The following is a 26,607-nucleotide window of genomic DNA, read 5'->3' as shown; positions in this document are numbered from 1 at the left end:
AATGTTATTCTCTCACATCCGTAAATCTTTTTATGATATTATAAGCCGAAACAATACCCAATTCTCCCGCTTTACTCAAATCGGAAATGCCTTGTCTGTTATTGCCTAAGAAGATATGTGTCAGCCCACGGTTAAAATACGCTTCGGCAAAATCCGGATTCAGTTCAATCGCTTTATCATAATCTACCAAAGCTGCACGATAGTCTTTCAATAAAGAGGAAACATTACCTCTGTTATAATAGGCATAAACAAAATCGGGAACCAAACGAATAACATTGTCCAAATCGTTTTTCACTATTTCATAATCTATAGTCGTTACTTCCGTCTTTTTCACATCAGACGCACCCGAAGTAGCCCCCTCGCTCATCTCCGCTTCTGCTCTTCTATATTCCAACTGCTTGCAACGCACCAAAGCACGCATAAAGTAAGCAGGGAAAAACGTTTCATCGAGCAATAGGCTTTTCGTGAAGTCATCAATGGAACTGGTGAAATCTTGAACCAGATAGAAATCCAACCCACGCATAAAGCGTTTTTGGGCATTCTTATCATCAGCCACCACATCGGAAGTGTGCGTGTCGATCAAAGCAAAATGATAATTCACCTGGTCTTCTGTCAACGGAGCCTCCATATTAGTGATACGTAAAGATTTCGGAAAGAGCTTTTCATGATTCAACTCCTCGATGTATTTATGATAATGCACGATGCGTTTAACATCACTCTGCTTCTCATAATAAGTCAGAGCATACATAGGTTCAAGCTTGATTGTCACGTTTCTATCTTGTACACGACCACGATAATCACTCTTATAGCGTTGTTCTCCCTCCGAATCATCCGCAATCACTATTTTGCGATAATTCTCCATATTCTTATCCGACTTTTTGCGAGTTTCCCTCTTACTTTCATCAGATTTTTCAGAGGCGTTATCTGCCATATCCTTATCCGCATTGTCCGAAACAGCATCAGAGGAAGCTCTGTTACGCCTATCTATCTGCATCTTCATAATCATGAACTCATCTTGCTCCGCACCTTTCCGGTCACCGATTTTTTTACGGGCTTCTGCCCGCTGGTAATAGCCGGCCGCAAAGTTGGGATATTCATTTATCACTTTTGAATAGTCGCTGATAGCTCCTCGATAATCACCTACCTGAGCGCGCAGCACTCCCCGATTAAAAGTTGCCATCATATTATCCGGCTCAATTTTCAAGACAAAGTCAAAATCTCCTATTGCCCGATTGTCATCGCCTACTCTGGCACGCAGCAAACCACGGTTATAGTGACCAAGAAAATTATTCGGGTCAATATCCAATGCTAAATCATAGTCATTCATGGCTCCCCGCAAATTGTTCTGATGAAAACGAGTCAATGCACGGTTGATATAATTACCGGCATTCTTCGCGCTCAAACGTATCGCCTGATCCAAATCGGCTTCTGCGCCCTTGTAGTCACTCTGTTGAATACGTACAATGGCTCTTGCTCCCCATCCATCCGGATCATAACGGTCTATCTCAATAGCCTTATCAAAATCACGCAAAGCCTGTATCGTATCATTCTGCTTTAACGACGCCTCCCCTCTCATCAAATACGCTCGGGTATATTTCGGAGCTATTGTCAAAAGCTTGTCCAAATCTTCTTTAGCGGTCTCATACTCTTTCTTCTGAATATGGCAAAGAGAAAGATTATGCCAAAGTATCACATTTTCCGGATCATACTTAATAGCCGTCTTATAGTCTTCTATTGCCTCGTCGAACTTGTTCTGCCTGATACGTGCCAATCCCCTGATTTGATAAGCGCCTACCACAAAAGGGTTTCTGTGAATGGCAGCATCGCAATCCGCTTCCGCACCCTGATAATCATCCAGATTTATTTTAGCCAACCCGCGAAAAAAGTAAGGTTCATATAGGTAAGGTTTGGCGTTGATTACTTGATTGAAGTATTGGATGGAAAGTACGTAATCCTCAAAATACAAAGCATTCCGAGCGATAGTCATTACCCTTTCCGTATTGATCTGCGCATACAACAATGCGGGTAACAGCAAAATAACCGACAGTATTTTCTTTATCATCTTATTTTATAAGTAGGGAAGCAAAAATAATATTTTTCGTTTATTTGCTATATATGTGCCTCTATTTCTTTACGGTTTTCACCTTATAGGTACAATGTGCCTTACCCTTCAACATGGCATTAAGTTTTCCTTTAATCATCTGCCTGCGGAGTGGAGCCAAATGATCAATAAACATTTTTCCATCCAAATGGTCGAATTCATGTTGCATCACACGAGCCAAATATCCTTCTACCACCTCATCGTGCTCTACCAAATTCTCATCCAGATACTTCACACGTATCCGATTTCCACGCTTCACTGATTCATGAACTCCCGGAAGACTCAAGCAGCCCTCATCCATAGAGACTTCTTCTCCCGAAACCTCTAAGATATGGGCATTGATATATGCTTTGCGAAATCCCTTGTATTCAGGGAAATCATCCGACAAAACGTCCAAGTCAACGGTCACCACTCGAATAGGAAGACCTATTTGCGGTGCTGCAAGCCCCACGCCTTCAGCATTATCCATCGTCTCAAACATATTCTCTATCAACTCCTTCAAATCGGGATAGTCCGGAGTTATATCTTCAGCCACCTTTCTTAGAACGGGTTGACCATACACATAAATAGGTAAAATCATTCTTTTAAATTTATTACAATATCCTTATTAGAAAGTCTTTTTCATCATGACAGAGAGAAGCGCCTGTTCTCCAAGTAAGTCTGCAAGATAATAGTTGCACTGATTTCATCTACCAGCGCCTTATTTTGGCGATCTTTTCTTTTCAATCCTCCTTCGAGCATCGTTCGATGTGCCAAAACAGACGTAAAACGTTCGTCTACATATTCTATAGGCATATCCGGCAGCTTCTTCTTCAATGAACGAACAAAAGGTTCAATATGTTTCATGTTCTCCGAAACCTCATTGTTCATTTGTTTGGGAAGCCCCACCAAAATACGTTCCACCGATTCTTTGGCAACATAGTCCAGCAAAAAAGAGAGTAACTGATGCGTAGGCACCGTTGTCAAACCGTTGGCAATCATCTGTAGTGTATCACTCACGGCGATACCTGTACGCTTCCGACCGTAATCTATCGCTATTATTCTACTCATAATGGACTACAAAATTACGATTAAATTTGAATTATGCCTCCAATATTATATATATATAGATAAAATGAGAAATCTTTAGGAATTAAAAAAACATGCGGACTATGCCACTTTGCATAACCCACACGTTACAATATAAGCTCGATTATTTCAAATGAATCTTATAAGCTAATCCACCGCTAAAATATTGCATCTTCTGCATCTCCACTTGTACATGCAAATGGTTAAATAACAGATAGGATACCCCCAAAGCAAAATCTTTGGAATCATATTCTGCCACTAATCGCAACTGAGGATGAAAAGCGGGACTATAAGTGACTCCGAATGCCAATCCATTCAATTTATACTCTTTACGTTCATTATAAAGATAGGAAAGGTGAACGCCAACTTCTTCTTTACCCGCAATAGGAATGTGTTTGGAGGCAGCAATATAGAATCGGCTGTAGTAGCCATTTCCTTGAGGTGAAGCGATTTCTCCTCCTCCGGAAGAAGTGAAAGGATCCGACGTGCCCAGCACAACCGATGGCATATACTCCCAGAACTGCCCCTCCTTCAATGCCCGCAACCGGAGGGAGAAATAACGATCTTGATTGGTAAATCCTGTGTACCCATAGGGTGCAAGTCCTAAAGCCTCTGCCTTGAAGAGCGTACAAGTATAAGCCACTTCCAGAAAAGGCAATATGGTTACATTCAAGAAATAATTATAGGTATGGTAATACCAGGTGGGAGGAGTCAATTCTTTGTTCAAGAAGTTTCCACCGAACATAAAAGTCCTGTCTCGCTGCATCTCAGCAGAAGGAGCATGCAAGAGTCCGGTCGCCCCATACGTTAATTGTGCAGAGGCAGAACTTACCAAAGAACAAAAGAGAATAAAAAAGAACAGCTTAAACTTCATCATCGCATACAGAACCAGTCCCTATAACAAAAATAAAACAACAAATATGCCGGATAATCCACCAAAAAAGGCGTCTGACTTCCCAGACGCCTTCTATGTTTAGAGTCTCTAAATCACGAGTGTATTATTCCAATATAACTACACGGTTCAAGAAGTTCTTACCGAACATATTTTCAGTACCACCGAAGCCTACGAGTTCGAGCTGATCTTTATCAACACCCTGAGCAATCAAAGCGTCATAAACAGCCTGAGCACGTTTTTCAGACAACTTCTGGTTGAAAGGTGCGCTACCGGTAGCCTTATCACAGTAACCGGCAACTTTATACTTCTTGTCAGGATTAGCTTTCAGTGTCTTAGCAGCCAACTCAATGTTAACCTTACCATAGTCATCAATCTTAGCACTACCGATTCTGAAGAAGACTGCACGCGGACCTGCCACCTCAACTTCCTTCACAACCTCTTTAACTCCAGGTTTCATGTTAGCCAAAGCATTCTTGCAGTTAGCCAAGTCGGCCTGAGCTTCTGCCAACTCTCTTCTATATCTGTTGACTTCGGCATTGATAGCATCCTCGTTGATATTGGAAGTCGGAACAAACTTCTTGCCACCGAAAGTATAAGCAAAGCCCAAGTTCACACGAGCAGTTGCTTCAGCCTTGCGGCAGTCGCTTGCATCGCCGAAGACAGAAGGAGTTACCCCCAGACGACCTTCAAGGTTGATAGCCCATTTTTCATTGATACTATATGCCAAACCCAACCCTACAGTTGCACCAAAACGAGCTTTCAATCCGTCTTCGTTATATGCATAGGTTTGTTTGCCCGTACCTTGTTGAATAGAAATTTGTGTATCAACTGCCTTACCCAAATTCATAGTAGGACCGCCGAATACATAAAGATCGAATGCGCGATTCGGTTTATAGCCACCGAAAAGGTTAATCAGGTTAACCATAGCATCCAAGTTCACTTCGCCAAACTTTTTCTTATCTCTCTGATAACCATTATCCTGCTTGTCAAGAGTTTGCCAAAAGCCACCCACTTGTCCGCGTACACCCCAAACCGGAGTAATATACTTACCAAGCGAAATGTTAAAGTTCATCGTCGGATTATTAAAGCCGTCATTGATAACGCTCATTCCTCCAACACCAACTCCTAAGAAAATATTATCCGAAGCCTTCTCGGTATAATATTTTGTTTTTTCTTGTGCACTCACCGTAGCACAAGCGCCTGCTAACAATAAAGAGGCTATTATTAATTTACTTTTCATCTTTCTCTTTAGTTTTAAGATAAATAACTACAACTAAAATTAGTCAGCGATTACAATACCACCACCTGCGTTAGGATCTGTGCCATGACCGTGACCATGACCTGCAGGTGCATGATTGTGACCCGGAATTTGCAAATCAGGGGTAACTGTAGCTGTAGAAGTTGCATAACTTGCCACCTTTGCTGTAGCAAGAACAGTTTCGCCATCTGCTTTTGTTACCGTAGTGGTTTTCTTAACAATCTTATACTCCGTAGTCACAACAGTATAAGTCACACTTACTTTTGTAAGCGAATGAGAGTGAACCGGTACATCTTTCTTTTCAACAAGCGTTTCTTTGTAAGTATCTTGAAGAGCGTTAAAGAAAGTACCAACAGCGGCCACTTCATTCACATCCGTTGTTTTAATATCCCTCTCCATAATCTTGTTACCGGATTTTTCAAGATACTTCACAGTTGTTGAATACCAATAATCTGTTGTATTGGTTAATTCAGCCGACTTATCAGAAGCCTCTGGTACAGGTGTACCTACAACCTGAGAAATCTCAATCTTAGTTTCAGGAGTCTTCTTCTGCAGAATAATAGTCGGAGTCAGAGTGGCAAACTGACCGGCCTGCAATGCAGGAACAGCAACTTTTACATCAGCACTTATTCCGTCATAAGAAACAGAAACAGTTGCAGTAGTAGCGGCCAAAGCCGGATTACCGGTAAAAGTAGAATTCGGATTGTACGAAATTTTAGCAGTCGATGTCACATCCGTAGTAACACCATCCGCAACATAAAGCACTATCGGGCTGATAGTTGCCTGTGCATTGATAGGATCAACTTTTACGTTGAATTCTTCTTTCTCGCAAGAAGTAAAAGTTGTAGCCAAAGCTACTACGGCTAACGCAAACATTGCATTTATACCGTTTAAGAATTTAATCTTCTTCATTTCAATAAATAAATTAAAAATTTAACAATTCTGATTTAATAAAATATGGATTAAAACTATTCTTTTCCATTATGTTATCACTGGCTTCCGCCTTGTATTGCCTATAATACATGCGTTCATTACCTGCATTATAAACAAGCCCCATGTTGGCAGAAGTATTCATACGTGGTATATATCCCTTTCTTTTATAATTATAAGAGGGCAAAGCCACTTGAAATCGGAAACCTCCATTTGCTCTTGCATGCCGAGCTTTCATTACATAAAAGCCTATCGAACAATAACGGAAATGTCTGGTCATTTCAAATCTGATTCCTTTTTCTTTCATTAAATATTGTTCGGCTTTCAGTGTAAATTGGGTATTAAACTGCGGCCAATAAAATCCTCCTCCCAAAGACCATGTGGTTGTCCTTGTAGAAGGATCATAATGCAATTTAAATCCATCCCAATACCCTGTTCCGGTATAACCTATCCTGCCCGATAAAAAGAAGCGTTCATCACTCAAAGGACGAAAGAATTCGGCATCCATTCCATATTGATCGGCATTGAAAAAGCCTACCGCCACTCTACCAAACACATTGTAAGGCAATCTGAAACGCTGTGAAACGGTGATATGCCCCGGATGAATCTTATCTTCATACTTTCCATACCCATCATTATAAACAGGTAGTTTCACTTGTGCAGTAAGCTTCATTCCTTTCCACATCGAAACTTCAATGGCAGGACTCAAGTTAAACAAGACTTGATAAATCTGTGTAATCACCAAGTTCTTTAAAGCCAACTGAGGATATACCAATACATCAATCTTAAACAAAGAACGATTTCTCAACTTCACTTTCTTAGCCTTCTCCCACGTATCGCCCAATTCATAACTGACATTCCAGTCATTACGCTCTACCCGAGATAAAGTATCACCGGTAATCGGATGATAGCTAAGAGATATTTGAGGTATATCATTGTTCAAAACAACAATCCTACATCTTTTATTTTCCGGCAAGCCTATTTTTTGAATCACATCCACAGCCTTACCTATACCGACTCCTTGCAAACGGTATGTGGAATTCTGAAAGATATATATGCGTTCATCACCATCTTCTGCCCATCCCACATTCTCAAAGCCCATTCTAATCAAAGTATCCACAGTTTCCTGTCCCGTTTGACCATATCCTATCATTGGGAACAAACAGAATAAAAAGAACGTTACATATTGTGCTACCACTTCCGCTTTTAAGCACTTTGCCATACCGGAGTTTATATACCTCATTAGTTCAACCTCTTTGCACCTATTACGATACAAAATACGATGCAAAAATAGATACATTTTTAATAATAGCAAAGTTTTTTCATATGAAAAAATAAAAAAATGTTGTTTTTTTGGAAAAGACAAGATGAAAGGACATATAAGAATAATCAGCCTGCCTGATAAAAAAAGGCAAAAGGCGGTAGCTTGCCAGCTACCGCCTATCAAAAGAAAGTGTTATCTCTTTCTTTATAAATTATTCAAAAGAACTTTACTTAATTAGTTAATTCGGTACAGCAACCAAGATCCTTGGAAATCCTGACGATTGGGATATCTGGCCTTAAATGCATCACGAGCATCAGCCGCCGAAGCCCTATCCGCAAAAGTTGCCACAATGACACGATACATGGAAGCTTCCGCATTGAACGCAACAATCGCGTTATATCCCTCTCTATCCAAGAAAGCCTTCAAGTTTTCAGCATTTGCCTTCACGCCAAAACTGCCACATACCACGCTGTAGTCTTTCAAACCATTGCCACCGGAGACCACAGTGACCTTTTCCTGACGTACACCGACCGGAGCACTCTCCACCACTTTGCTGCTTGCCGGGGCCACCACAACCGGAGCCGTTTCTTCTACCGCAACAGCAGTCTGCGGTTCGGCCAATTCTTGCTGTTTGGCTTTTTCATATGCTTTTTTATAAGCGCTTTCGCTCGATTTACAAGAAGAGAATGCCAAAGCAATGCATACCCCCATCCCTAATAGAGTTAATTTTTTCATTTTTTTCTTATCGTTTTTTGTTAATAATATTTCCGTCTATTCTTATCCCAATATCAATCAATACTTTCAAGGAACAAAGCAAATAAAAATCCGCTTTTATTCAAGAAGCAGTTCATCTTTCCGAGCTACACCTTATTTAGGAAACAAAGGTACGCCATAACGCGCAATTATCCCCTCGCTTCATCAGTTAAATATAATTAAACCCCACAATAAAGACGGAATTGCCTAAAGAGTTGCCGCATCTTTGTTATAAATAAACAGAGCGTAAAGCTCGATTAATCAACCACATGACATTTGAAAATTCAATTTTAATACAGCCTGTGCTAAAAGCTCTTCAAGAAGAAAGCTATACAAAAATGAACAACCGTAAGATTTATATATGTATGCAAATCTCAGATCTTTAAGAAAATAAAGGAGAAAATCAACCCTTTGTGTAAAAATAATGCTAACTTTGTAACTGAGAACCTCTTAAAAGAAAGGATAGAATTATGAAAGGACTGAACGTTTTAGCAGCTTTCTTGGGCGGTGCCGCAGTGGGTGCAGCCCTTGGTATTTTATTTGCTCCTGAAAAAGGAGAGGACACGCGTAATAAAATTGCAGAGATTCTCCGCAAAAAAGGTATCCGGCTCAGTCGGAATGACATGGAGAATCTGGTAGATGAAATTGCAGCAGAAATCAAAGGGGAACCTGCTGAATAAAACGAACTAAAACAGAACCACCATGTTTGCCGACGATCAAAGTTTTGAGAAAATTCAGCAATTATTCGTTGAGTTCAAAAAGTTTCTTGAACTACAAAAAGAATATACTCTATTGGAGATCACGGAAAAACTATCCAAGCTGCTCTCCATGCTTTTGCTGGTTATACTTATCATTGTCCTAAGCGTAGTGGTTCTGTTCTATCTGTCATTTACCCTGGTTTATGTAATAGCCCCTTTAGTTGGTGGACTGACGGCAAGCTATGCTCTTGTTGCCGGATTTCATATCCTGCTCATCCTCTTACTTGTTCTCTTCCGTAGAAAGCTAATCATCAACCCGACAGTCAAATTCATTGCCGGACTATTCTTAGACAAATCCAATAAATAAGAGACAGAATGAGCCACACTTCGATACCTTTCCCTCATACGTTGGAAAGCATAGCCGAACAAAAATCGGCTTTATTACAGCAAATTCATGCACAAAAAGATATCATGACCAATCTTACAAAAGACATATTGGCTCCCATCGCTCCCGCCACCAATAAAGCCGGTGCAATCATGAGAGCATTCAATACCGGCATGGCTGTTTTTGATGGCGTAAGATTAGGACTTAAGTTCATGAGAAAAATCAGGAATTACTTCGGAAGGAGGCACTGATTATAATTGCAGAAAAGATAAAAACAGAAGAGAGCCGGAGTGAGAGTCACCTTTTCATCAGACCTATCTTCACATTCAGTTTAAAATACCAGACTCCGTTTTCACGCTCAAGAAAGCCATATTTGTCCTTGTCTGCAGAACCTTTCTCCAAACGGGTATTTCGGTAAAGAAAGTCAGCAAAGATGGCACGATCCGATTTATGATAGCACAGCACTTCACCATCGGTAGTGACCAGCAACATGCCTTCCACCGCAGAATCAGTGCCGTTGTATATCTTAGCCGGACGCATTCCAAGGGCAAGCGCCAACAAAAACTGCTTCACCTTAAACTCATAGAAACCATGTTTGTTTATCAATTCATCCTTTATCTTCAGAGGGTTCATTACCTTGATATGCTCCGTCAGCTCACTGACACGGACAATGCCATCCAGATGCATTACGCGAACCATCTCTGCCAACATACGGGGAAAATGGAGATCAATCATCTGTAGATTACAACGGAACATACGGTCGGCTACATCAGCGTACTTCAAGATGCCTCCCAAGCGCTCAATAAGCAGCATCCTATCGGCTACTTCGGTTGGAGATTGAGACAAAGCGTTCACCTTATTCACTGTGGGCACGGCAAACTTCACGCCACTCTGTTCCAATTTTAAGTTGGCCGTACGGCCTCCGTCGAGCAACGGGTTCATCGGGGCAAGACGGCAACGAACCGTAAATCCCGTCAACGGTGCGTCGGGATGATGGAAAGCCACGTAGAAATCTGTGCGATCGTCCGTTTTCGCCTCCAAATCATAGATACCGACAGCATCCAGAAAAGCTTCCAGTCCTTCGGTCACCTCGATTGCCTCGCCGGAAGCAGTCTTCAACAAGTGAAGAATAAGTTCTGCCGCATCCTTGAAGTCTTCACGGGGAAAGCGTTGTTCTTCCTTGCCTCCGAGAGTGAAAGCGCCATCCTTCCCCACTGTTCCGCCAACCAGCCGTACTTCTTCCTCCTCTATGTAATAACGACGCGTACCATCGTGCTCTTCTCTCTGCACCAAGGCAACAGGCCAACACTTTGCCACATTTTTCTGCACATCCGGTGTACCGAATGCCACACTTCCGTCAGCCAACAGACGGAAAAAGGCATATAGTTCACCCAGTTCTCTTTTAGTCGCACTAACCCCCATCTTTTTTCTTATTAGCGTAATTGTTTTTCAAATAAATGTTTAGAGACGTTGCTTCTTCCCGACTATTTACTCAAACCTCAAAGTCTCTACTTTCTCCAGCCGTACCCGCAACCTCTGCATCATGGACTGACGAATGCGAAGCGTCATGTGGCAGTCCATATCATACGATTGTTCCAGTATCTCCGGCTCTTCTTCTTTCACAATGCGCATCACGTCATTCATAAAAGGATATTCAAACAAGAAAGTTACTGTCTCGTCCACGGTTTTCTCTATAACAGACGCGGCAGCAATAGCTTCGGCGGCAGCGGCTTTATAAGCCACAATCAACCCGCTTGTCCCTAACTTGATACCTCCGAAATAACGAACCACAACAATAAGTATATCCGTCAGTTCATTAGAGTTGATTTGTCCTAAGATAGGCTTGCCTGCCGTACCTGAAGGTTCACCGTTGTCATTGGCGCGAAAATCCTTGCGCTCATGTCCCAGCATATAGGCATAACATACATGACGGGCATCATAGTACTTTTTCTGATAAACATCCAGATACGATTTCACTTCTTCCAATGTGTGCACCGGCAAGGCTATAGCGATAAATTTGCTACGCTTCTCCGTGTAAATGCCTTCGGAAAGGGCTGAAATCGTTTTATACCTATCTTCGCTCATGCTGCAAAGATACAATTCTTTTAATTTTCATCATCAACAATGCCATCAACAATTGACGAAATCAATCAAAATATACTATCTTTGGCTCAGGCAACAAAGCTTATATCCTAACCTCCAACAGCTCTTTATACCTATATCAAACTTATGAATTACTGATTTATGAATTGATAAAAAATGCACAATCGCCAATGAAAATAATCATCGCCCTCGATTCATTCAAAGAATGCCTCACCTCCCAAGAAGCAGGAGAAGCCGCTGCCAGAGGCATACATAAAGTATTTCCATCATGTGAAGTCGTCCGGTTCTCCATTGCCGATGGAGGAGAAGGAATGCTGGATGCCCTAATTTCCGCCACGGGAGGAAAGCGTCTCTTTCTACGTGCTCACAACCCGATGATGGAAATGCACGACACCTGCTATGGCATTTCTAACGATCGGCAAACGGCCTTTATCGAAATGGCCGCCATCAGCGGCCTGCCACTCGTACCTAAAGAGAAGCGAAATCCAATGTTGACCACCTCTTACGGAACCGGTGAACTGATATGCCACGCTTTGAACTTGGGATGCAGAAACTTTATAATCGGATTAGGTGGCAGCGCAACGAACGATGCCGGTTTGGGAATGTTGCAGGCATTGGGTTTTCGTTTTCTTGATGAAACGGGTGCAAACATCATCCAAGCGGTAGCTCCGGATATTCCCAAGCGAGGCATGTGCGGAGAGTTGCTGGCCAAAGTAGCCTCAATCGACTCCTCTGCTGCCCATCCGGCACTCAAAAACGCAAAATTTGTCGCTGCATGTGATGTAAAGAATCCTTTCACCGGCCCGAAAGGCGCATCATTCGTCTTTGCTCCGCAAAAAGGAGCCGACCGGGAAATGGCAGCAAAGCTCGATGCAAATATGAAGAAACTGGCCGGCATCATCTCTCAATCCACAGGGAAAGACATTTCCAACATCCCCGGTTCAGGTGCTGCCGGTGGCATGGGTGGTAGCTTGCTGGCTTTCTTGCATGCCGATCTGAAACCCGGCATACAACTACTACTCGACTTCTTTCATTTTACCGAGAAAATCAAAGGTGCTGATCTCATCATCACCGGAGAAGGCAAGGCAGACCGACAGACCATTATGGGGAAAGTACCTTCGGGCATCCTGCAAGAAGCTCAAAAGCAACAAATTCCCGTCATTCTGTTGGCGGGAAAGATAGAAGACAAAGAGATGCTGGAAAAAGCCGGTTTCAAAGAAGTACTTTCCATCAATCCTACTTCCGTTCCTCAAGAAAAAGCTATGGAGTCAGCGTTTGCAAAAACCAATATCCGGCGGACTGTGGAAGAGATTTGCCGGAAGATGATATAGACAACCGCTTCAGGAAAGCCAATTAGCAGCTTATACCCAAATCCTCTCTACAACTCCTACATACATAAGCTTACGCTTGTACAAGTGTAAAAGACTATAGTTCTTCAAATTATAAAAGAGGGGGGCGTTTATTTCAAACTATTCCCCTTCCAGATACAGACGATACAAAATGACGCAGACAATACAGCTCTTGAATAAAAAATCTGTATTGCCTGCATCAAAAGATTAAAAGCATAAACTCTCGGACTGTATTTTTATCCTCCGAAAAAAGATGCTTTTTGATGTCAAACCTGTTTCTGTTTTTCTTAATCCAATTTATGGATAATCAAACCCGAACGCAACTTAGGCTCAAACCAAGTTGTTTTGGGCGGCATAATGTTACCTGTATCAGCAATGTCCATCAACTGCTTCATACTGACAGGATATAAAGCCAAGGCCATTTTCATCTCTCCGCTGTCCACCCGTTTCTTCAGTTCACCTAAGCCACGGATGCCACCGACAAAGTCTATACGCTTGTCGGAGCGCAGATCCTTGATGCCCAACACTTCATCCAATATCAGATTGGAAGAGATGGTGACATCCAATACGCCGATGGGGTCATTGTCGTTGTAAGTACCCGGTTTAGCTGTAAGACTATACCATTTACCGGCCAGATAGAGAGAGAAATTATGCAAGCCGGAAGGCTTATAGATTTCCTCTCCTCGATCTTCTACTATGAAATTCTTGCTCACGGCAGTCAGGAACTCTTCTACAGTCAGACCATTCAAGTCTTTTACCACACGGTTGTAGTCTATAATGGTCAGCTGGTTGGCAGGGAAGCAAACAGCCATGAAGTAGTTATATTCTTCATCTCCACGATGATTGGGATTTTGCTTGGCTTTCTCTGCGCCTACCAAGGCAGCGGCGGCACTGCGGTGATGACCATCGGCAATATAGAGGGCGGGCATCTTGGCAAATTCACCGGTGATGGCATCTATATCCTGCTGCTTGTCGATGATCCAGAACGTGTGACCGAAACCGTCATCCGGAGCAACAAAGTCATATACCGGCTTTTCGGCCGTATAGCGTGCAATGATACTATCCAGCAAAGCATTGTCGGGATAAGCAAAAAATACCGGTTCAATGTTGGCATTGTTCACTCGGACGTGCTTCATGCGGTCTTCTTCTTTATCACGGCGAGTCAACTCATGTTTCTTAATGACACCGTTCATATAATCGGGCACATAAGCACCCACCACAAGTCCGTATTGTGTCTTGCCGTTCATGGTCTGGGCATATACGTAGTAATTCTCCTTGCCGTCCTGTACCAGCCATCCCTTGTCTTGAAACATCCGGAAATTCTCGGCCGCTTTCTGATAAACACGTTCATCATGTTCATCGGTACCTACCGGAAAGTCTATTTCGGGCTTAATGATATGATATAAGGATTTCTCATTCCCGGCCGCTTCTTCGCGCGCTTCAGCAGAGTTCAGCACATCGTAGGGGCGAGAAGCCACTTGCTCCACCAATTCTTGCGGAGGACGAATACCTTTGAAAGGTTTAATGATTGCCATAGAGGATATTATTTTTTTTTGCCATTATTTGTTTACACGGAATTTCTCACAGCCTTCTTTCAGGAAACCTACAATCTGGCAGGCAGCTGCAATGCCCGCATTGATATTGGCCTCGGCTGTCTGTGCACCCATCTTCTTCGGTGTGGAGAAATAACGCCCTGCAAATCGAGAAACAAAGGTTTCGTTGGCTGCCGGCATAATATCGGTCACGTACTTCAAATCCGTACGCTCTTCCAATAGCTGAATCAACTCGGCTTCATTGATCACTTCCTTACGGGCAGTATTCACCAACAGACCACCTTTGGGCATCCGGTTCACCAAAGCGTGATTAATGGAGTTCTTCGTTTCAGCGGTTGCCGGAATGTGCAATGAGATGACGTCGCAAGTGGAGTACAGTTCTTCGGCAGAAGCCACAGCTTTCACACCCTCTTTCTCAATCACTTCTTTAGGACAGAAAGCATCGAATGCATAAATATCCATACCGAAACCTTTGGCTATGCGGGCCACGTTGCGACCAACGTTGCCATAAGCATGGATACCCAACTTCTTACCTTTCAGTTCGGTTCCCGAAGTTCCATTGTACATATTGCGGACAGCCATCACCATAAGCCCGAAAGCCAGTTCGGCCACAGCGTTGGAATTCTGCCCCGGAGTATTCATCACGCAAACGTTATGAGCGGTGGCAGCTTCCAAATCCACATTGTCATAACCGGCACCTGCACGCACCACGATTTTCAGTTTTTGAGCGGCATCCAGCACTTCGGCGTCTATGACGTCACTACGAATAATAATAGCTTCGACATCTTTCACGGCTTCCAGCAACTTGGTTTTCTCACCATATTTCTCCAGCAATACGAGCTCGTAACCGGCTGCTTCAATCTCTTTACGAATACCGTCCACAGCCACTTTGGCAAACGGTTTGTCTGTTGCGACTAATACTTTCATAATTCTACTATATTAGAAAAGAAATTGCCACAGATTGCACAAGGCACACTCTATTTTTTAGGAAACGACTTGTGCAAACCCGTGCAGTCTGTGGCGAAGATATTATTAATGAAGTTTTTCAAACTCTTGCATGCAATCAATCAAAGCCTGCACACTTTCTTTCGGCATAGCATTGTAGCAGGATGCACGGAATCCGCCTACCGAACGGTGTCCCTTGATGCCCACCATACCTCTTTCCGTAGCGAACTTCAGGAAATCCGCCTCTAAATCTTTATATTCGGGCTTCATTACGAAACAGATATTCATGCGAGAGCGATCTTCTTTAGCTGCCGTCCCCACGAACATCTTGTTGCGGTCTATTTCAGCATATAGCATATCAGCTTTCTCAATGGCGCGCCGCTCCATTTCTTTTACACCGCCTTGCGCTTTGTTCCAGCGCAAAGTGAGCATTGCCGAATAGATGGGAAGAACGGGAGGTGTATTAAACATGGAACCCCCATCGATATGTGTTTGATAATTCAGCATGGTAGGGATGTAGCGAGACACTTTACCCAATGCATCGTTTTTCACAATGACGAACGTTACGCCGGCAGGAGCCAGATTCTTCTGCGCACCACCGTAAATACAGATGTATTTGGACACATCGATGGGACGTGAGAATATATCTGAAGACATGTCAGCAATCATCGGAACGTTTACATTCAAATCTTCTTTCAGTTCGGTACCGTAAATCGTGTTGTTGGTCGTGATATGGAAATAATCCGCATCGGCCGGTATGGCATAATCTTTCGGTATGTACGTATAAGTAGCCTCAGCGGAAGAAGCCACCTCAACCACTTCTCCGAATCCCTTGGCCTCTTTCATGGCTTTCTTTGCCCATACGCCCGTATTCAAGTAAGCAGCTTTCTTTTCCAGGAAGTTAAAAGGAATCATACAGAATTCCAGGCTGGCGCCACCTCCCAAGAACAGAACAGAATATCCTTCGGGGATATTAAGTAATTCTTTGAATAATGCCACTGCTTCGTCCACAACAGGTTGGAAGTCTTTAGCACGATGGCTGATTTCCATCAGTGAAAGGCCTGAACCATTGAAATCAAGAACAGCTTTTGCTGTATCTTCAATCACCTCACGAGGAAGAATAGAAGGTCCTGCATTGAAATTATGCTTTTTCATTTGAAATTAGTTTGTTTTGGTTACACAATTCGTTTATTGATGTCTTCCGACATGGCGAAATTACGGATTAATTTCTGCTTTGCAAATCTTTCTTTATGAAATTACGGATTTATTCCACATTTATCTTACTTTTTATTGGTATATACAAGAGATATGCGCCAATTTGTTATATAAATATATCAACCCTCACTTTTTATAATGAAAATGAAAGAACAGGTTGAGAAGAAGAGCGCGTTTGTTACTAAAAGTGAAATAAAAGCTATAAACTATCAAAACGTCAGCCAGAAGCTTCTATTTTGCCTCTTCAACGATAGTTTTCATGCCTTTTATCTTTTCTCCTTTAATTAAAGTAAGCAACTGTTTCAGTTTGGAACGGCGTACGGCCACAAAAGCATAATGTTCTTTCACATCTACCTGCCCCACGTCTTCGCGCATCAATCCACCTTTCTTATATAAAAAGCCTGCAATATCTATCTTATTAAGCTTATCTTTCTTACCTTTACCGATATAGAGCGTAGCCCAACGGGCCTTTATGGGCTTTACTGCCTGCGATGAAAGCTCAAAAACAGGAATCTCCGCGGAAATGTAATCCGGCAAGCGCTCTTCGGAGTGAAGTATCAGAAAAGAAGAGCCGTTCGCCTGCCAGCGTGCGGTACGTCCGTTGCGGTGAGTAAAAGCCTCTTCGTTGACCGGCAAATGATAGTGCACTACATTGTCTATACCCAGAATGTCCAGCCCACGTGCGGCCAGGTCGGTAGAGATAAGGACAGGGCACGTACCGTTTCGGAATTTATAAAGCGCCCGTTCGCGGTCTTGTTGCTCCATACCACCGTGGAAAGTATCGCAAGGAAACTTCTTTGCCAGCAGATAGCCCGCCACTCGTTCCACACTCTCCCGATGATTGACAAAAACGAGCGTAGAGGCTTCACCTAACATACAAAGCAGCCGATAAAGTGTTGCCAGTTTGTCTTTTTCAGGCGAATGCACTTGCAACAAGTTCAGACGTTCCGACAAAGAACCGTCTTGGGAGAGGAAATTCAGTTTGATACAGGCGTCCTCTCCCAACCCCACGAATTGCGGAATTTCTTCAGCGTCTGTGGCCGAAAGAAGAACACGTTTCTTTACCCCGGGCAGTTGTCCGATGATTTCCGCCATTTCGTCGTGAAAACCAAATTCCAATGATTTGTCAAACTCGTCGATTACCAACGTATGAACGGTATCGACATCAAAGTTTCCCTTCTTCAGATGGTCGTTCATACGTCCCGGTGTACCAATGATTACAGCCGGGTTCACTCCTCTAATGGTGCGATGTTCCTCCATTGCCGGACGGCCGCCGTAGCAACTGATGGCTTTAAATGAAGTGTTCATCTGCTTAAAAACGCTTTCCGTCTGTAAGGCTAACTCACGCGAAGGCACCAGTACCACAGCCTGCACACCTTTTATTTCATTTTTTAACTTTTGCACCAACGGCAAGAGAAAAGCCAATGTCTTTCCACTTCCCGTAGGCGAAAGCAACACCATATCTTTTTGTTCATCATAGGCCCGGCCGGCTGCGAGCTGCATCGGGTTGAGTTCCTCTATTTTCAAGTTGTGGAGTATATCCTCTTTATTCACCATATTGTTGTCTATTGAAGAAACGTGATTCTTTCAGAAGCTGTTTTGAGATTACGAAACTCATTACCCTGCAAATATAACAAAAAGGTTTATCTTGACAATGTACCATCTGTTTTGAAGTTGACCCATTTACATAATTCGCCAGAAACACCTGTCTTCGTAATTCACAAGAACTTATTGATAGCTTTTTTCCGGCGATTAATGACGCGAGACTTTACGCATGATGCATATCATGGATGAATTGAGAAAAGAATGGAACGTAGTCTACCCAAACGACTAAAAGCTTACACAAGGGGCCGGTGTGTACAATAATAAAAAGAGGCGCGGATTACATGGAATCAATACGGTTTTGACAAATTAAATCCGTGAATTCCGCGTAATCCGCGCCTTAAAAAAAATCATTGTTTTTTCCCTATCGGGGGATTAACCTCCAAAGTTATCGAACAAGATAGATTGTTCTTCTACGCCGAGGTCGGTAAGCATGGCAACCACGGCTTTCGACATCGGGCCGGGGCCGCACATATAGTATTCGATGTCTTCGGGAGCCTCATGGTCTTTCAAATAAGTATCCAACATCACCTGATGAACAAAACCGGCAGTATACTTCACGCCCGCCGCATAGGCTGCGGGATCCGGACGGTCAAGTGCCAGATGGAAATGGAAGTTGGGAAATTCTTTTTCAATTCCGAGGAAGTCATCCAGATAGAACACTTCGTTCAACGCACGGGCACCATAGAAGTAGTGCATCTCGCGATCGGTAGTGTGCAACGTCTTGGTCATGTGCATAATCTGCGCGCGAAGCGGAGCCATACCGGCACCACCACCTACCCAAATCATTTCACGCTTAGAGTCAAAGTGCGGATGGAAATCACCGTAAGGGCCGCTCATTATTACCTTATCACCCGGTTTCAGCGTGAAAATGTAAGAAGAAGCGATACCCGGATTAACATCCATGAAGCCACTACGATCTGCCTTGAAAGGAGGGGTGGCAATGCGTACCGTCAGCATGAACACATCTCCCTCGGCAGGATAGTTGGCCATAGAGTAAGCGCGAATGGTAGGTTCGGTGTTGACGCACTTCAGCGGGAACAGTCCGAACTTCTGCCAGGCAGGCAGGTATTCTTCACCAATCAGGCTCTTGTCGATGTCCTTATCATAGTCCATGGAGAATGCAGGAATCTTGATTTGAGCATAAGAACCGGGGATAAAGTCCATATGGGCACCGGCAGGCAACTGAACTTTGAACTCTTTGATAAAGGTAGCCACGTTTTTATTGCTGATAACCGTACATTCGTATTCCTTGACGCCCATCACCGATTCGGGAACCTTTATGCCCAAATCGCCTTTTACCTTACATTGGCAAGCCAAACGCCAATTGTCTTTGATTTGTTTGCGAGTGAAATGCCCTTTTTCAGAGTCGAGAATTTCACCGCCCCCTTCGGGTACCTGACATTTACACTGTCCGCAAGAACCTTTACCACCACAAGCAGAAGAAAGGTAAATGCCCTGCTCCGACAGTGTTCCCAACAGGGTTCCGCCCTGCGGCACCGTCAGCACATCCTTGTCATTGATGGTGATGTTCACATTTCCCGACGGTATCAAGAATTTCTTGGCAACCAACAGGATGACTACAAGCAACAAAATAACCACCAGGAATACTCCAATGCTTGCTAATATCATATTTATATCCATTGTCTTATTCCTTTCTTTTTAGATTTTCAAACCCGAAAAACACATAAATGCCATCGCCATCAAGCCTACGGTAATGAACGTGATGCCCAACCCCCTCAACGGAGCAGGCACGTCAGAGTAAGCCATTTTCTCACGAATGGCAGCCAAACCGACAATAGCCAGCAACCAGCCGATACCCGAACCCAATGCATAGGCAACCGCGTCAGCAATGCCCCCTATATATTTAGGATCGCTCTCACCCATCGTGATACGTTGCTGCATAAAGAGCGAGGCTCCCATGATGGCACAGTTCACGGCAATCAAAGGCAAAAAGATACCCAACGAAGCATAGAGCGAAGGGCTGAAACGTTCAACCACCATTTCCACCAGCTGCACGATACCGGCAATAACGGCTATGAAAAGAATAAAACTCAGGAAGCTGAGATCGACTCCTTCGATAATGGCATCAGGCCCCAGCACTCTGGTTTGCAACAGATAATTGACCGGAAGTGTCACTACCAGCACAAAAGTAACGGCGGCACCCAGTCCCAAGGCTGTCTTCACGTTCTTCGATACGGCCAGATAAGAGCACATACCGAGGAAAAAAGCGAATATCATGTTGTCCACAAAGATAGAGCGGACAAATAAACTTAATAAATGTTCCATGTTAGTTCATTAAAAATGAAAATACTTTATTTTTAATTACTGTTTCTCTTGTAATTCCTTGTTACGGGAACGCTGAAACCAGATGATACAAGCCACAATGATGAGTGCCATGGGTGGCATCAGCATCAAGCCGTTGTTCACATAACCAAGGCTCTTCAGCCAATCGTGGTTCAGGATATTAAAACCAAGCAGGGTTCCCGATCCCAATAACTCGCGGAAGAAAGCCACGATGACCAGAATCTTGGCATAGCCCAAACCATTACCGATGCCGTCGAGACAAGACTCCCAAGGACCATTCTGCATGGCAAACGCTTCCAAGCGTCCCATCAATATACAGTTGGTGATAATCAGACCCACGTATACGGAGAGTTGCACGCTCACGTCGTAAGCAAAGGCTTTCAGCACCTCACTTACAATAGTCACCAAAGCAGCCACCACCACCAACTGCACGATGATACGTATACGGTTGGGAATAGTCTTGCGCAGCAATGAAATCACCACATTGGAGAATGCCGTAATCACCGTTACAGAAAGTCCCATCACGATAGCAGGCTCCAGCTTGGCTGTAACGGCCAAAGCCGAACAGATGCCCAATACTTGTACGGTAACGGGGTTATTCAACCCCAACGGAGTGGAGAATACTTCTTTATTCTTCTTTGAAAACAATGATGCCATATTCTTATTCCTCCTCCTTATTATTGGTTAAAAAAATCTTGTAGCTACTCAAGCAGTTCTTCAGCATGTCATTCACGCCTACCGAGGTGATGGTGCCACCGGAGATTCCGTCCACCTGATATGCTGCCTTTTCCACCTTCCCGTTCTTCACGACACCAAGGGCTATTTCACCATTCTCCAATGTTTTCTTTCCGGTGAATTCCCCTTGGAAGTGAGGCGTAGCAATTTCAGCTCCCAATCCCGGCGTTTCACTGGCATGAGAGAAATAGACACCGAAAACCGTATCCTTGTCGCCATTCAATGCCACATAGCCCCAAATGGCTCCCCAAAGACCGGCACCGTAAACGGGGAACACATATTTGGTCTCTCCATTTACTTCGGCTACAAACACGTGCAAGCGTTTATGCTCCTTCGCTTCTTTCTCGTAAGCGGTGACAAATGCGCCGGTATTCTCTGTAAGTGTACCGTCCTCATTCATCAACATATCGCCTTTTACATATTTATTATATTCTGCATCGGGTTCCTTCACGTCCTTCACGCCCAATGCGGACAAAATCTGCTTCTTCGTGTCCAGCTCCACGTTTTTTTGTTGCGTTTCGCGCAAGGAGGAACTTACGAATGCCAGCAGGAATGCTACGATAACAACCATTACCGAAGCGTAAATGATAGTATAACTGTTACTATTGGTATTCATTTCTTTTCCGGTATTTAATTATTAGACTTTATTGCACGTTTCTCGCGGCGACTGATGTTGTTCTGTACAACGAAGTAGTCAATCAGCGGAGCAAAGATGTTCATCAGCAGAATGGCAAGCATCATGCCTTCAGGATAACCCGGATTCAACACACGGATTACAATAGCCATAACACCAATCAGGAAACCAAAGATATACTTGCCGGTCTCCGTACGGGCCGAAGTTACAGGATCGGTAGCCATGAATACGGCGCCAAAGCAGAAACCACCCAGCACGAGGTGCTCGTACCAAGGCATCTGCGCCATAGGCGTATCAGGGCCGATGGCGTTGAATACACAAGCCATGAAGGCACCGCCCACGAACACCGAGAGCATGGTCTTCCAACTTGCAATGCCCGTCCACAATAACAATGCAGCTCCCATTGCAATGGCAATGACACTTGTTTCTCCAATAGAACCCGGTATGAAACCGTAAATCATATCCATGGAGAATTCCGGCGCGGCACCCGTTGTGGCTGCCACGCCTAACGGAGTAGCCACCGTCAGACCGTCTACCTGTTGCCCCAATCCAAAGATGGAATTGCCCGACACCCAAACAGCATCACCGGACATCTTCGTAGGATAGGCAAAGAAAAGGAATGCACGTGTAATCAAAGCCACGTTGAAAATGTTCATACCCGTACCGCCAAAAACTTCTTTGGCAAAAATCACGGAAAAAGCAGTGGCGACGGCCAGAATCCATAATGGACAATCTACAGGCACAATCATCGGAATCAATATACCGGAAACGAGGAAACCTTCCTGAATTTCCTCATTCTTCCATTGGGCAACGACAAATTCAATGCCGAGTCCCACCACATAAGAAACAATGATTTTAGGCAATACAGCCAGAAAACCATAGGCAAACATCTCGATGAAACTGCCGGAAGCACCGGTAGCGTGGAAATGTTGGTAACCTACGTTGTACATTCCGAACAACAATGCCGGTATCAACGCAATGACCACCATCGACATGATGCGTTTGCTGTCGATAGAGTCGTGAATATGCGTTCCCGATTTCGAAGTGGCGTTCGGCACAAACAAAAATGTTTCAAAGCCATCGAACACCGAACGAAACGCGTGGAGTTTGCCGCCCTCTTCAAAGTTCGGCTTTATCTTGTCGAGATAATTTTTTAACGCTTTCATTAATTATTTTGATTTTGAATTTTAAACCATAACTCTATTTACGCCATTTCAGCACGGAGCATATCCAATCCGGCACGTACCACACGTTGTACTTCTACTTTGCTGGAGTCAACAAATTCGCAAAGCGCAAAGTCTTCCGGTGCCACCTCATAAATGCCCAAAGCCTCCATACGGTCAATATCGCCGGCAATGATTGCTTTCACTAAATATTCGGGGAAAATGTCCATCGGGAACACGCTATCGTATTCTCCGGACATAATCATATGACGCTCGCCTCCCTTGATACGAGCGTCAAGCGCATATTCTTTCTTACCCATCAGCCAGCTGAAATAAGAGCGGTTGACGCTGAACTGATTGAAGCGAGGCGCAATCCAGCCCAGCATTTCGTGGGTTTCGTTTCCTTCGGGAATTACGGTCAGCTGATTGTCGAAAGCACCCAGAAAACCGTTTGGAGAAACCTTCTTGCCGGTAAGCACATTACCGCTGATATAACGCAGAGCCTTGTCCGCTGCCACATTGCCACTGAATACATTGGTCAGCAACGCACCTACACGCAGTTTGCAATAAGCGGGTCTCAGCACTTCGCTACCGGTGACAGCCACCGTACGGGTCAAGTCCACTCGTCCCGTATTCATGAGACGTCCTATGAACAGAACGGCTTCGGGTGAGATGGTCCACACTGTTTCTCCCTTTGCGATGGGAGCTATATGATTGATTTGCACACCGACGTTACCTGCCGGATGCGGTCCGTCAAAAGTCGTAATGGTAACGTTTTTGGCTTGTAACAAAGCGGCTGCGGTTTGCTTCACACTGACACTCAGATAAGTCTTTGCCATCTTCGACAAAGCATCGAGTCCCGTCTGGAAATTCATTTCTTCTCCTTTCAAGGCCACCTCAAAATCAGGAGCCAACGGATTACTGTCGAAAGCCGAAACGAAGATAGCCCTTGGAGTCACCTCCGGGTCGGCAATCACATCGTACGGACGTTGACGGATGAAAGCGAACATTCCGGTTTGCAAAAGCGCTTCCTTCACCTGCTGTCCGCTCATCTTGGAGGGCTGCATTTTGCCAAACTCCTCATAGTCTTGTTCGGCAGCCGCTTCCACAACAATGTTCATCACCTTCCGGCGGGCACCACGCTCCACGCTTGTCACCACACCACTGACGGGCGAAACAAATTTCAATTCGGGATGATTCTTGTCGATAAACAAGGCTCCCCCGGCCATCACATATTCCTGTTCTTTGACCACCACTTTCGGAGTAACACCCGTAAAATCATCAGGAACCAATGAATAGAATCCCGGCTCTTTGACGGACATAATCTCTGTGGCTGCCTTTCCCTTCAGGTTGATATCGAGGCCTTTACGTAACTTTATTACATTTGCCATGCGTTTATTTAAATAATGGTTTCATTAATTTGCCGCAAAAGTAACAAAAAAGAATGTGAATAAAGCGCAAAAAAGAAAAGAATTAAGTATAAGAGTCTGCTTACAATTCTTTCAAAATTTTTATCAGCATGATTTTACGGGAAACCGATTGAATTCCGACAATAGCCGTACCTGCACCATACCATCTTCGTGTCAACTCCGTACCTATAGGAACAGAGGTTATGCGGAGGTTATACGGAGATGATACGGAGGAGATACGGAGGAGATTATAAATTGGAAACGCTCATTAGACTACTACACAACCTAAAAGAGCAGGTTGTGTAAATTAAACTGTGCCATGCTCTATTCTCATTCAATCTCATCGGTCGGGGAGCGGCCAGCGCCAAGGGGCGGGACCACCCGTCCCGACGAGCGTAAAATTACAACAATTTAAACCTATCTCCAAATTTTATTGAGAAGAAGTGGACAATGCCGATTACTAACTGGGGATTGATTATGAACCAATTTATGCTTATCCTTGCGTCATAACCACAGCGATAATCTCTTTCCACTGTGGACGAAGTTCTATCAGTTTTTTTATAAATGTCTATCCCGGTGGCTCGGTCAATCGCTACAATCATGGCTTTACCCGTAAGCTGGTCGGCACGGTTATTCTCGTAATGGTCTATGATGTCCTTGCATAATGTGTCAATAGTCTGCGGGGCTGAAAGCAAAGCGTGGAGCCGTGCATTTTCATCCTTGGAGCGTTTGATGTCCTGCTCCTCTGCTCCTTCTTCAGCAAGTTTGTCATACCCGCTGTCGAGCAATTTAAGCGTGTCATCATCCAAATCCAATTTCAATAGGCGGCTTTCGTAATAGACAGGAACTCTAATTTATCTTCTATTTCTTTGATTGACGGCATTGTACCTTCAACCTTTTCAGGATAGAGCTTTTCAAGCTCATATTCGGATATTCCGAGAGGCTGACTGCTTGATTCCAGCGCATATTGAGCCAAAGTGTTGTTCTTCTGCTTGCAAATAAGCAATCCGATTGTGGGATTGTCGCGCCCCTCTTTGCGAAGCAGGTAATTGCAAGCGACAACGTAACCGCCTAACTGACCTGCGTCGGCAAAATCGAACTCTCCGATTTTGACCTCAACCACGACATAGCAAGATAATCTGAGATTATAGAAAAGCAGGTCTATAAATTTTTCCTTCTCAGCTATTTGCAAACGATACTCTTTGCCTACATAGGCGAATCCGGTGCCAAGTTCCAACAAAAAATTAGTGATATTGGTCAGCAGTGTATCTTTCAGCTTACGTTCATTGTATTTTCCACGCAAACCTGTGAAAGAGAAATCGTAGGGGTCGCGTGTTAGCTCCTGTGCCAAATCGCTATCCACATCCGGGAGTGTATTCTTAAAATTTGTCAGAGCCTTACCACTGCGCTCATACAGATTTGTACTCAACATATTCAGCAATATATCCCTACTCCAACCATTTTCCAATGTTTGGCGTACATAGAACAAAGCCTTACTTGAATCATTGGAACATTTGTCTATGATATAGCGGTGATGCCCCTAAGGTATTGAAAATAAATCAGAGTATAATCTTTCCACAAGTTGTGGGAGATTTTCCTTATCAGATTCTTCCACAAGCTGTGGAAGAATTGCAACCTGTTGGCTATAAAGAGTATAAAACCGTTTTGCATATCGGATAGAAGTTTGCGAAAGCCCTTCTACATCAGGCATTTCATGACGCAAATCGCGACTTAATGTGGCGTAAAACTTACTGCCATACTTGTTGTCTGCTTGCTTGTCCTCAATATCTTTACCAAGCTCCCAATAATAGCGCAGCAATTCTTTATTCACCTTTATTGCTGCCTTGATTTGACTGCCACGATAACGCTTTACAAGCTCATTAACCCATAAAGAGTAATCCTTATCTAATATGCCGATTGATTTATCCATAATTACTTTTCTTTTTCTATTTCACTAATCCTTAGCTTTCCTGACATCAACTTTGGGAGAAGCGTATCACGAAGATGAATGAGCTTATCATTCTCTTGCAGTATTTCCGCCATTCGCTTATAATAAGTAGCAAAGGTGTCATTCATTGTTTGTGCTTCAGCTTTAGACGGCATTCTTATTTCAAATTCCGGCAATGCCTTTTTACTAAGGTGAAGTACGGTAGTTCCATTTACATATCCAAGACAATGTCCCTTAAATATTTTATTTTTAAGCATTGCTGCAAGTAAAAAGTTCCTATGTTTAAAATCGG

General features: G+C 43.7%; 26 protein-coding genes and 1 pseudogene. 4 read left to right on the top strand and 23 right to left on the bottom strand.

Features of this window, described 5'->3' with window-relative positions; all coding sequences use genetic code 11:
• Window positions 1-4: 4 nt before the first annotated feature.
• The 8 genes from C4H11_RS01115 to C4H11_RS01080 form a co-directional block, all read right to left on the bottom strand.
• Complete coding sequence (locus C4H11_RS01115) at window positions 5-2,062, bottom strand: tetratricopeptide repeat protein (protein WP_106040126.1); 2,058 nt, start codon at window positions 2,060-2,062, stop codon at window positions 5-7.
• Between the two features lie 61 nt (window positions 2,063-2,123).
• Complete coding sequence (gene def, locus C4H11_RS01110; RefSeq protein WP_106040125.1) at window positions 2,124-2,681, bottom strand: peptide deformylase; 558 nt, start codon at window positions 2,679-2,681, stop codon at window positions 2,124-2,126.
• A 44-nt stretch (window positions 2,682-2,725) separates the two neighbouring features.
• On the bottom strand, window positions 2,726-3,151 hold the full coding sequence (ruvX, locus tag C4H11_RS01105; protein ID WP_106040124.1) for a Holliday junction resolvase RuvX: 426 nt from the start codon (window positions 3,149-3,151) through the stop codon (window positions 2,726-2,728).
• Window positions 3,152-3,293: 142 nt separating this feature from the next.
• On the bottom strand, window positions 3,294-4,046 hold the full coding sequence (locus C4H11_RS01100; protein WP_106040123.1) for a YjbH domain-containing protein: 753 nt from the start codon (window positions 4,044-4,046) through the stop codon (window positions 3,294-3,296).
• Between the two features lie 121 nt (window positions 4,047-4,167).
• Window positions 4,168-5,304: an OmpA family protein gene (locus C4H11_RS01095; protein WP_106040122.1), complete on the bottom strand. Its 1,137-nt coding sequence runs from the start codon at window positions 5,302-5,304 to the stop codon at window positions 4,168-4,170.
• Between the two features lie 39 nt (window positions 5,305-5,343).
• The gene (locus C4H11_RS01090; protein ID WP_106040121.1) at window positions 5,344-6,234 is read right to left on the bottom strand and encodes a DUF3869 domain-containing protein; all 891 of its coding nucleotides are present in this window, start codon (window positions 6,232-6,234) and stop codon (window positions 5,344-5,346) included.
• Window positions 6,235-6,247: 13 nt separating this feature from the next.
• Window positions 6,248-7,495 (bottom strand): hypothetical protein, encoded by a 1,248-nt coding sequence (locus C4H11_RS01085; protein ID WP_106042986.1) that lies wholly within the window; start codon window positions 7,493-7,495, stop codon window positions 6,248-6,250.
• A gap of 255 nt (window positions 7,496-7,750) precedes the next feature.
• Entirely contained in the window at window positions 7,751-8,251 is a 501-nt protein-coding gene (locus C4H11_RS01080; protein ID WP_106040120.1) for an SPOR domain-containing protein, read from the bottom strand.
• Window positions 8,252-8,739: 488 nt separating this feature from the next.
• Here C4H11_RS01080 and C4H11_RS01075 point away from each other — a divergent pair, with 488 nt between their 5' ends.
• Genes C4H11_RS01075 through C4H11_RS01065 form a run of 3 tightly spaced genes read left to right on the top strand, consistent with a single transcriptional unit; the run spans window position 8,740 to window position 9,603 of the window.
• Window positions 8,740-8,949, top strand: coding sequence for a YtxH domain-containing protein (locus C4H11_RS01075; protein WP_106040119.1), 210 nt, complete (start codon window positions 8,740-8,742; stop codon window positions 8,947-8,949).
• A gap of 22 nt (window positions 8,950-8,971) precedes the next feature.
• Window positions 8,972-9,334: a phage holin family protein gene (locus tag C4H11_RS01070; RefSeq protein ID WP_106040118.1), complete on the top strand. Its 363-nt coding sequence runs from the start codon at window positions 8,972-8,974 to the stop codon at window positions 9,332-9,334.
• A gap of 8 nt (window positions 9,335-9,342) precedes the next feature.
• Complete coding sequence (locus tag C4H11_RS01065; RefSeq protein WP_106040117.1) at window positions 9,343-9,603, top strand: hypothetical protein; 261 nt, start codon at window positions 9,343-9,345, stop codon at window positions 9,601-9,603.
• Window positions 9,604-9,649: 46 nt separating this feature from the next.
• On the opposite strand, the gene C4H11_RS01060 is transcribed toward C4H11_RS01065, so the two are convergent.
• Both C4H11_RS01060 and C4H11_RS01055 read right to left on the bottom strand, forming a co-directional pair.
• The gene (locus tag C4H11_RS01060) at window positions 9,650-10,774 is read right to left on the bottom strand and encodes an HpaII family restriction endonuclease (RefSeq protein WP_106040116.1); all 1,125 of its coding nucleotides are present in this window, start codon (window positions 10,772-10,774) and stop codon (window positions 9,650-9,652) included.
• 66 nt (window positions 10,775-10,840) lie between these two features.
• A complete protein-coding gene (locus C4H11_RS01055; RefSeq protein WP_106040115.1) occupies window positions 10,841-11,437 on the bottom strand; it encodes an IMPACT family protein in 597 nt (198 codons plus the stop codon).
• A gap of 188 nt (window positions 11,438-11,625) precedes the next feature.
• Between C4H11_RS01055 and C4H11_RS01050 the strand changes: the two genes are divergently transcribed.
• Complete coding sequence (locus C4H11_RS01050) at window positions 11,626-12,786, top strand: glycerate kinase family protein (protein ID WP_106040114.1); 1,161 nt, start codon at window positions 11,626-11,628, stop codon at window positions 12,784-12,786.
• Window positions 12,787-13,091: 305 nt separating this feature from the next.
• Here the strand turns inward: C4H11_RS01050 and C4H11_RS01045 are convergent, their stop codons facing one another.
• The 13 genes and pseudogenes from C4H11_RS01045 to C4H11_RS00985 form a co-directional block, all read right to left on the bottom strand.
• A complete protein-coding gene (locus C4H11_RS01045; protein ID WP_106040113.1) occupies window positions 13,092-14,339 on the bottom strand; it encodes a DUF1015 domain-containing protein in 1,248 nt (415 codons plus the stop codon).
• A 24-nt stretch (window positions 14,340-14,363) separates the two neighbouring features.
• Window positions 14,364-15,284 (bottom strand): NAD(P)-dependent oxidoreductase, encoded by a 921-nt coding sequence (locus C4H11_RS01040; RefSeq protein WP_106040112.1) that lies wholly within the window; start codon window positions 15,282-15,284, stop codon window positions 14,364-14,366.
• A 105-nt stretch (window positions 15,285-15,389) separates the two neighbouring features.
• Entirely contained in the window at window positions 15,390-16,457 is a 1,068-nt protein-coding gene (gene serC, locus C4H11_RS01035) for a 3-phosphoserine/phosphohydroxythreonine transaminase (RefSeq protein ID WP_106040111.1), read from the bottom strand.
• Window positions 16,458-16,748: 291 nt separating this feature from the next.
• Window positions 16,749-18,071, bottom strand: coding sequence for a DEAD/DEAH box helicase (locus tag C4H11_RS01030; protein ID WP_106042984.1), 1,323 nt, complete (start codon window positions 18,069-18,071; stop codon window positions 16,749-16,751).
• A 423-nt stretch (window positions 18,072-18,494) separates the two neighbouring features.
• Window positions 18,495-19,763, bottom strand: a complete 1,269-nt coding sequence (gene nqrF / locus C4H11_RS01025; RefSeq protein WP_106040110.1) for an NADH:ubiquinone reductase (Na(+)-transporting) subunit F — start codon at window positions 19,761-19,763, stop codon at window positions 18,495-18,497.
• Between the two features lie 18 nt (window positions 19,764-19,781).
• Window positions 19,782-20,408: an NADH:ubiquinone reductase (Na(+)-transporting) subunit E gene (nqrE, locus tag C4H11_RS01020; protein WP_106040109.1), complete on the bottom strand. Its 627-nt coding sequence runs from the start codon at window positions 20,406-20,408 to the stop codon at window positions 19,782-19,784.
• Window positions 20,409-20,444: 36 nt separating this feature from the next.
• On the bottom strand, window positions 20,445-21,083 hold the full coding sequence (locus C4H11_RS01015) for an NADH:ubiquinone reductase (Na(+)-transporting) subunit D (RefSeq protein ID WP_106040108.1): 639 nt from the start codon (window positions 21,081-21,083) through the stop codon (window positions 20,445-20,447).
• 4 nt (window positions 21,084-21,087) lie between these two features.
• A complete protein-coding gene (locus tag C4H11_RS01010; protein ID WP_106040107.1) occupies window positions 21,088-21,777 on the bottom strand; it encodes a Na(+)-translocating NADH-quinone reductase subunit C in 690 nt (229 codons plus the stop codon).
• Window positions 21,778-21,791: 14 nt separating this feature from the next.
• Window positions 21,792-22,961: an NADH:ubiquinone reductase (Na(+)-transporting) subunit B gene (locus C4H11_RS01005; protein ID WP_106040106.1), complete on the bottom strand. Its 1,170-nt coding sequence runs from the start codon at window positions 22,959-22,961 to the stop codon at window positions 21,792-21,794.
• A 38-nt stretch (window positions 22,962-22,999) separates the two neighbouring features.
• The gene (locus C4H11_RS01000) at window positions 23,000-24,349 is read right to left on the bottom strand and encodes a Na(+)-translocating NADH-quinone reductase subunit A (RefSeq protein WP_106040105.1); all 1,350 of its coding nucleotides are present in this window, start codon (window positions 24,347-24,349) and stop codon (window positions 23,000-23,002) included.
• A gap of 419 nt (window positions 24,350-24,768) precedes the next feature.
• Window positions 24,769-25,188, bottom strand: coding sequence for a hypothetical protein (locus C4H11_RS00995; protein ID WP_234819849.1), 420 nt, complete (start codon window positions 25,186-25,188; stop codon window positions 24,769-24,771).
• Window positions 25,185-26,297 (bottom strand): annotated as a pseudogene (locus tag C4H11_RS00990) (PDDEXK nuclease domain-containing protein). Before C4H11_RS00990 ends, C4H11_RS00995 begins: the two are co-directional and overlap by 4 nt.
• Before the next feature lie 2 nt (window positions 26,298-26,299).
• The gene (locus tag C4H11_RS00985; protein ID WP_106040104.1) at window positions 26,300-26,572 is read right to left on the bottom strand and encodes a restriction endonuclease subunit S; all 273 of its coding nucleotides are present in this window, start codon (window positions 26,570-26,572) and stop codon (window positions 26,300-26,302) included.
• Window positions 26,573-26,607 lie beyond the last annotated feature (35 nt).

This window comes from Bacteroides zoogleoformans, assembly GCF_002998435.1.
GTDB lineage: Bacteria > Bacteroidota > Bacteroidia > Bacteroidales > Bacteroidaceae > Bacteroides > Bacteroides zoogleoformans.
Note: the sequence above shows the minus strand (reverse complement) of the source record. Positions and strands in the feature narration are given on the sequence as shown.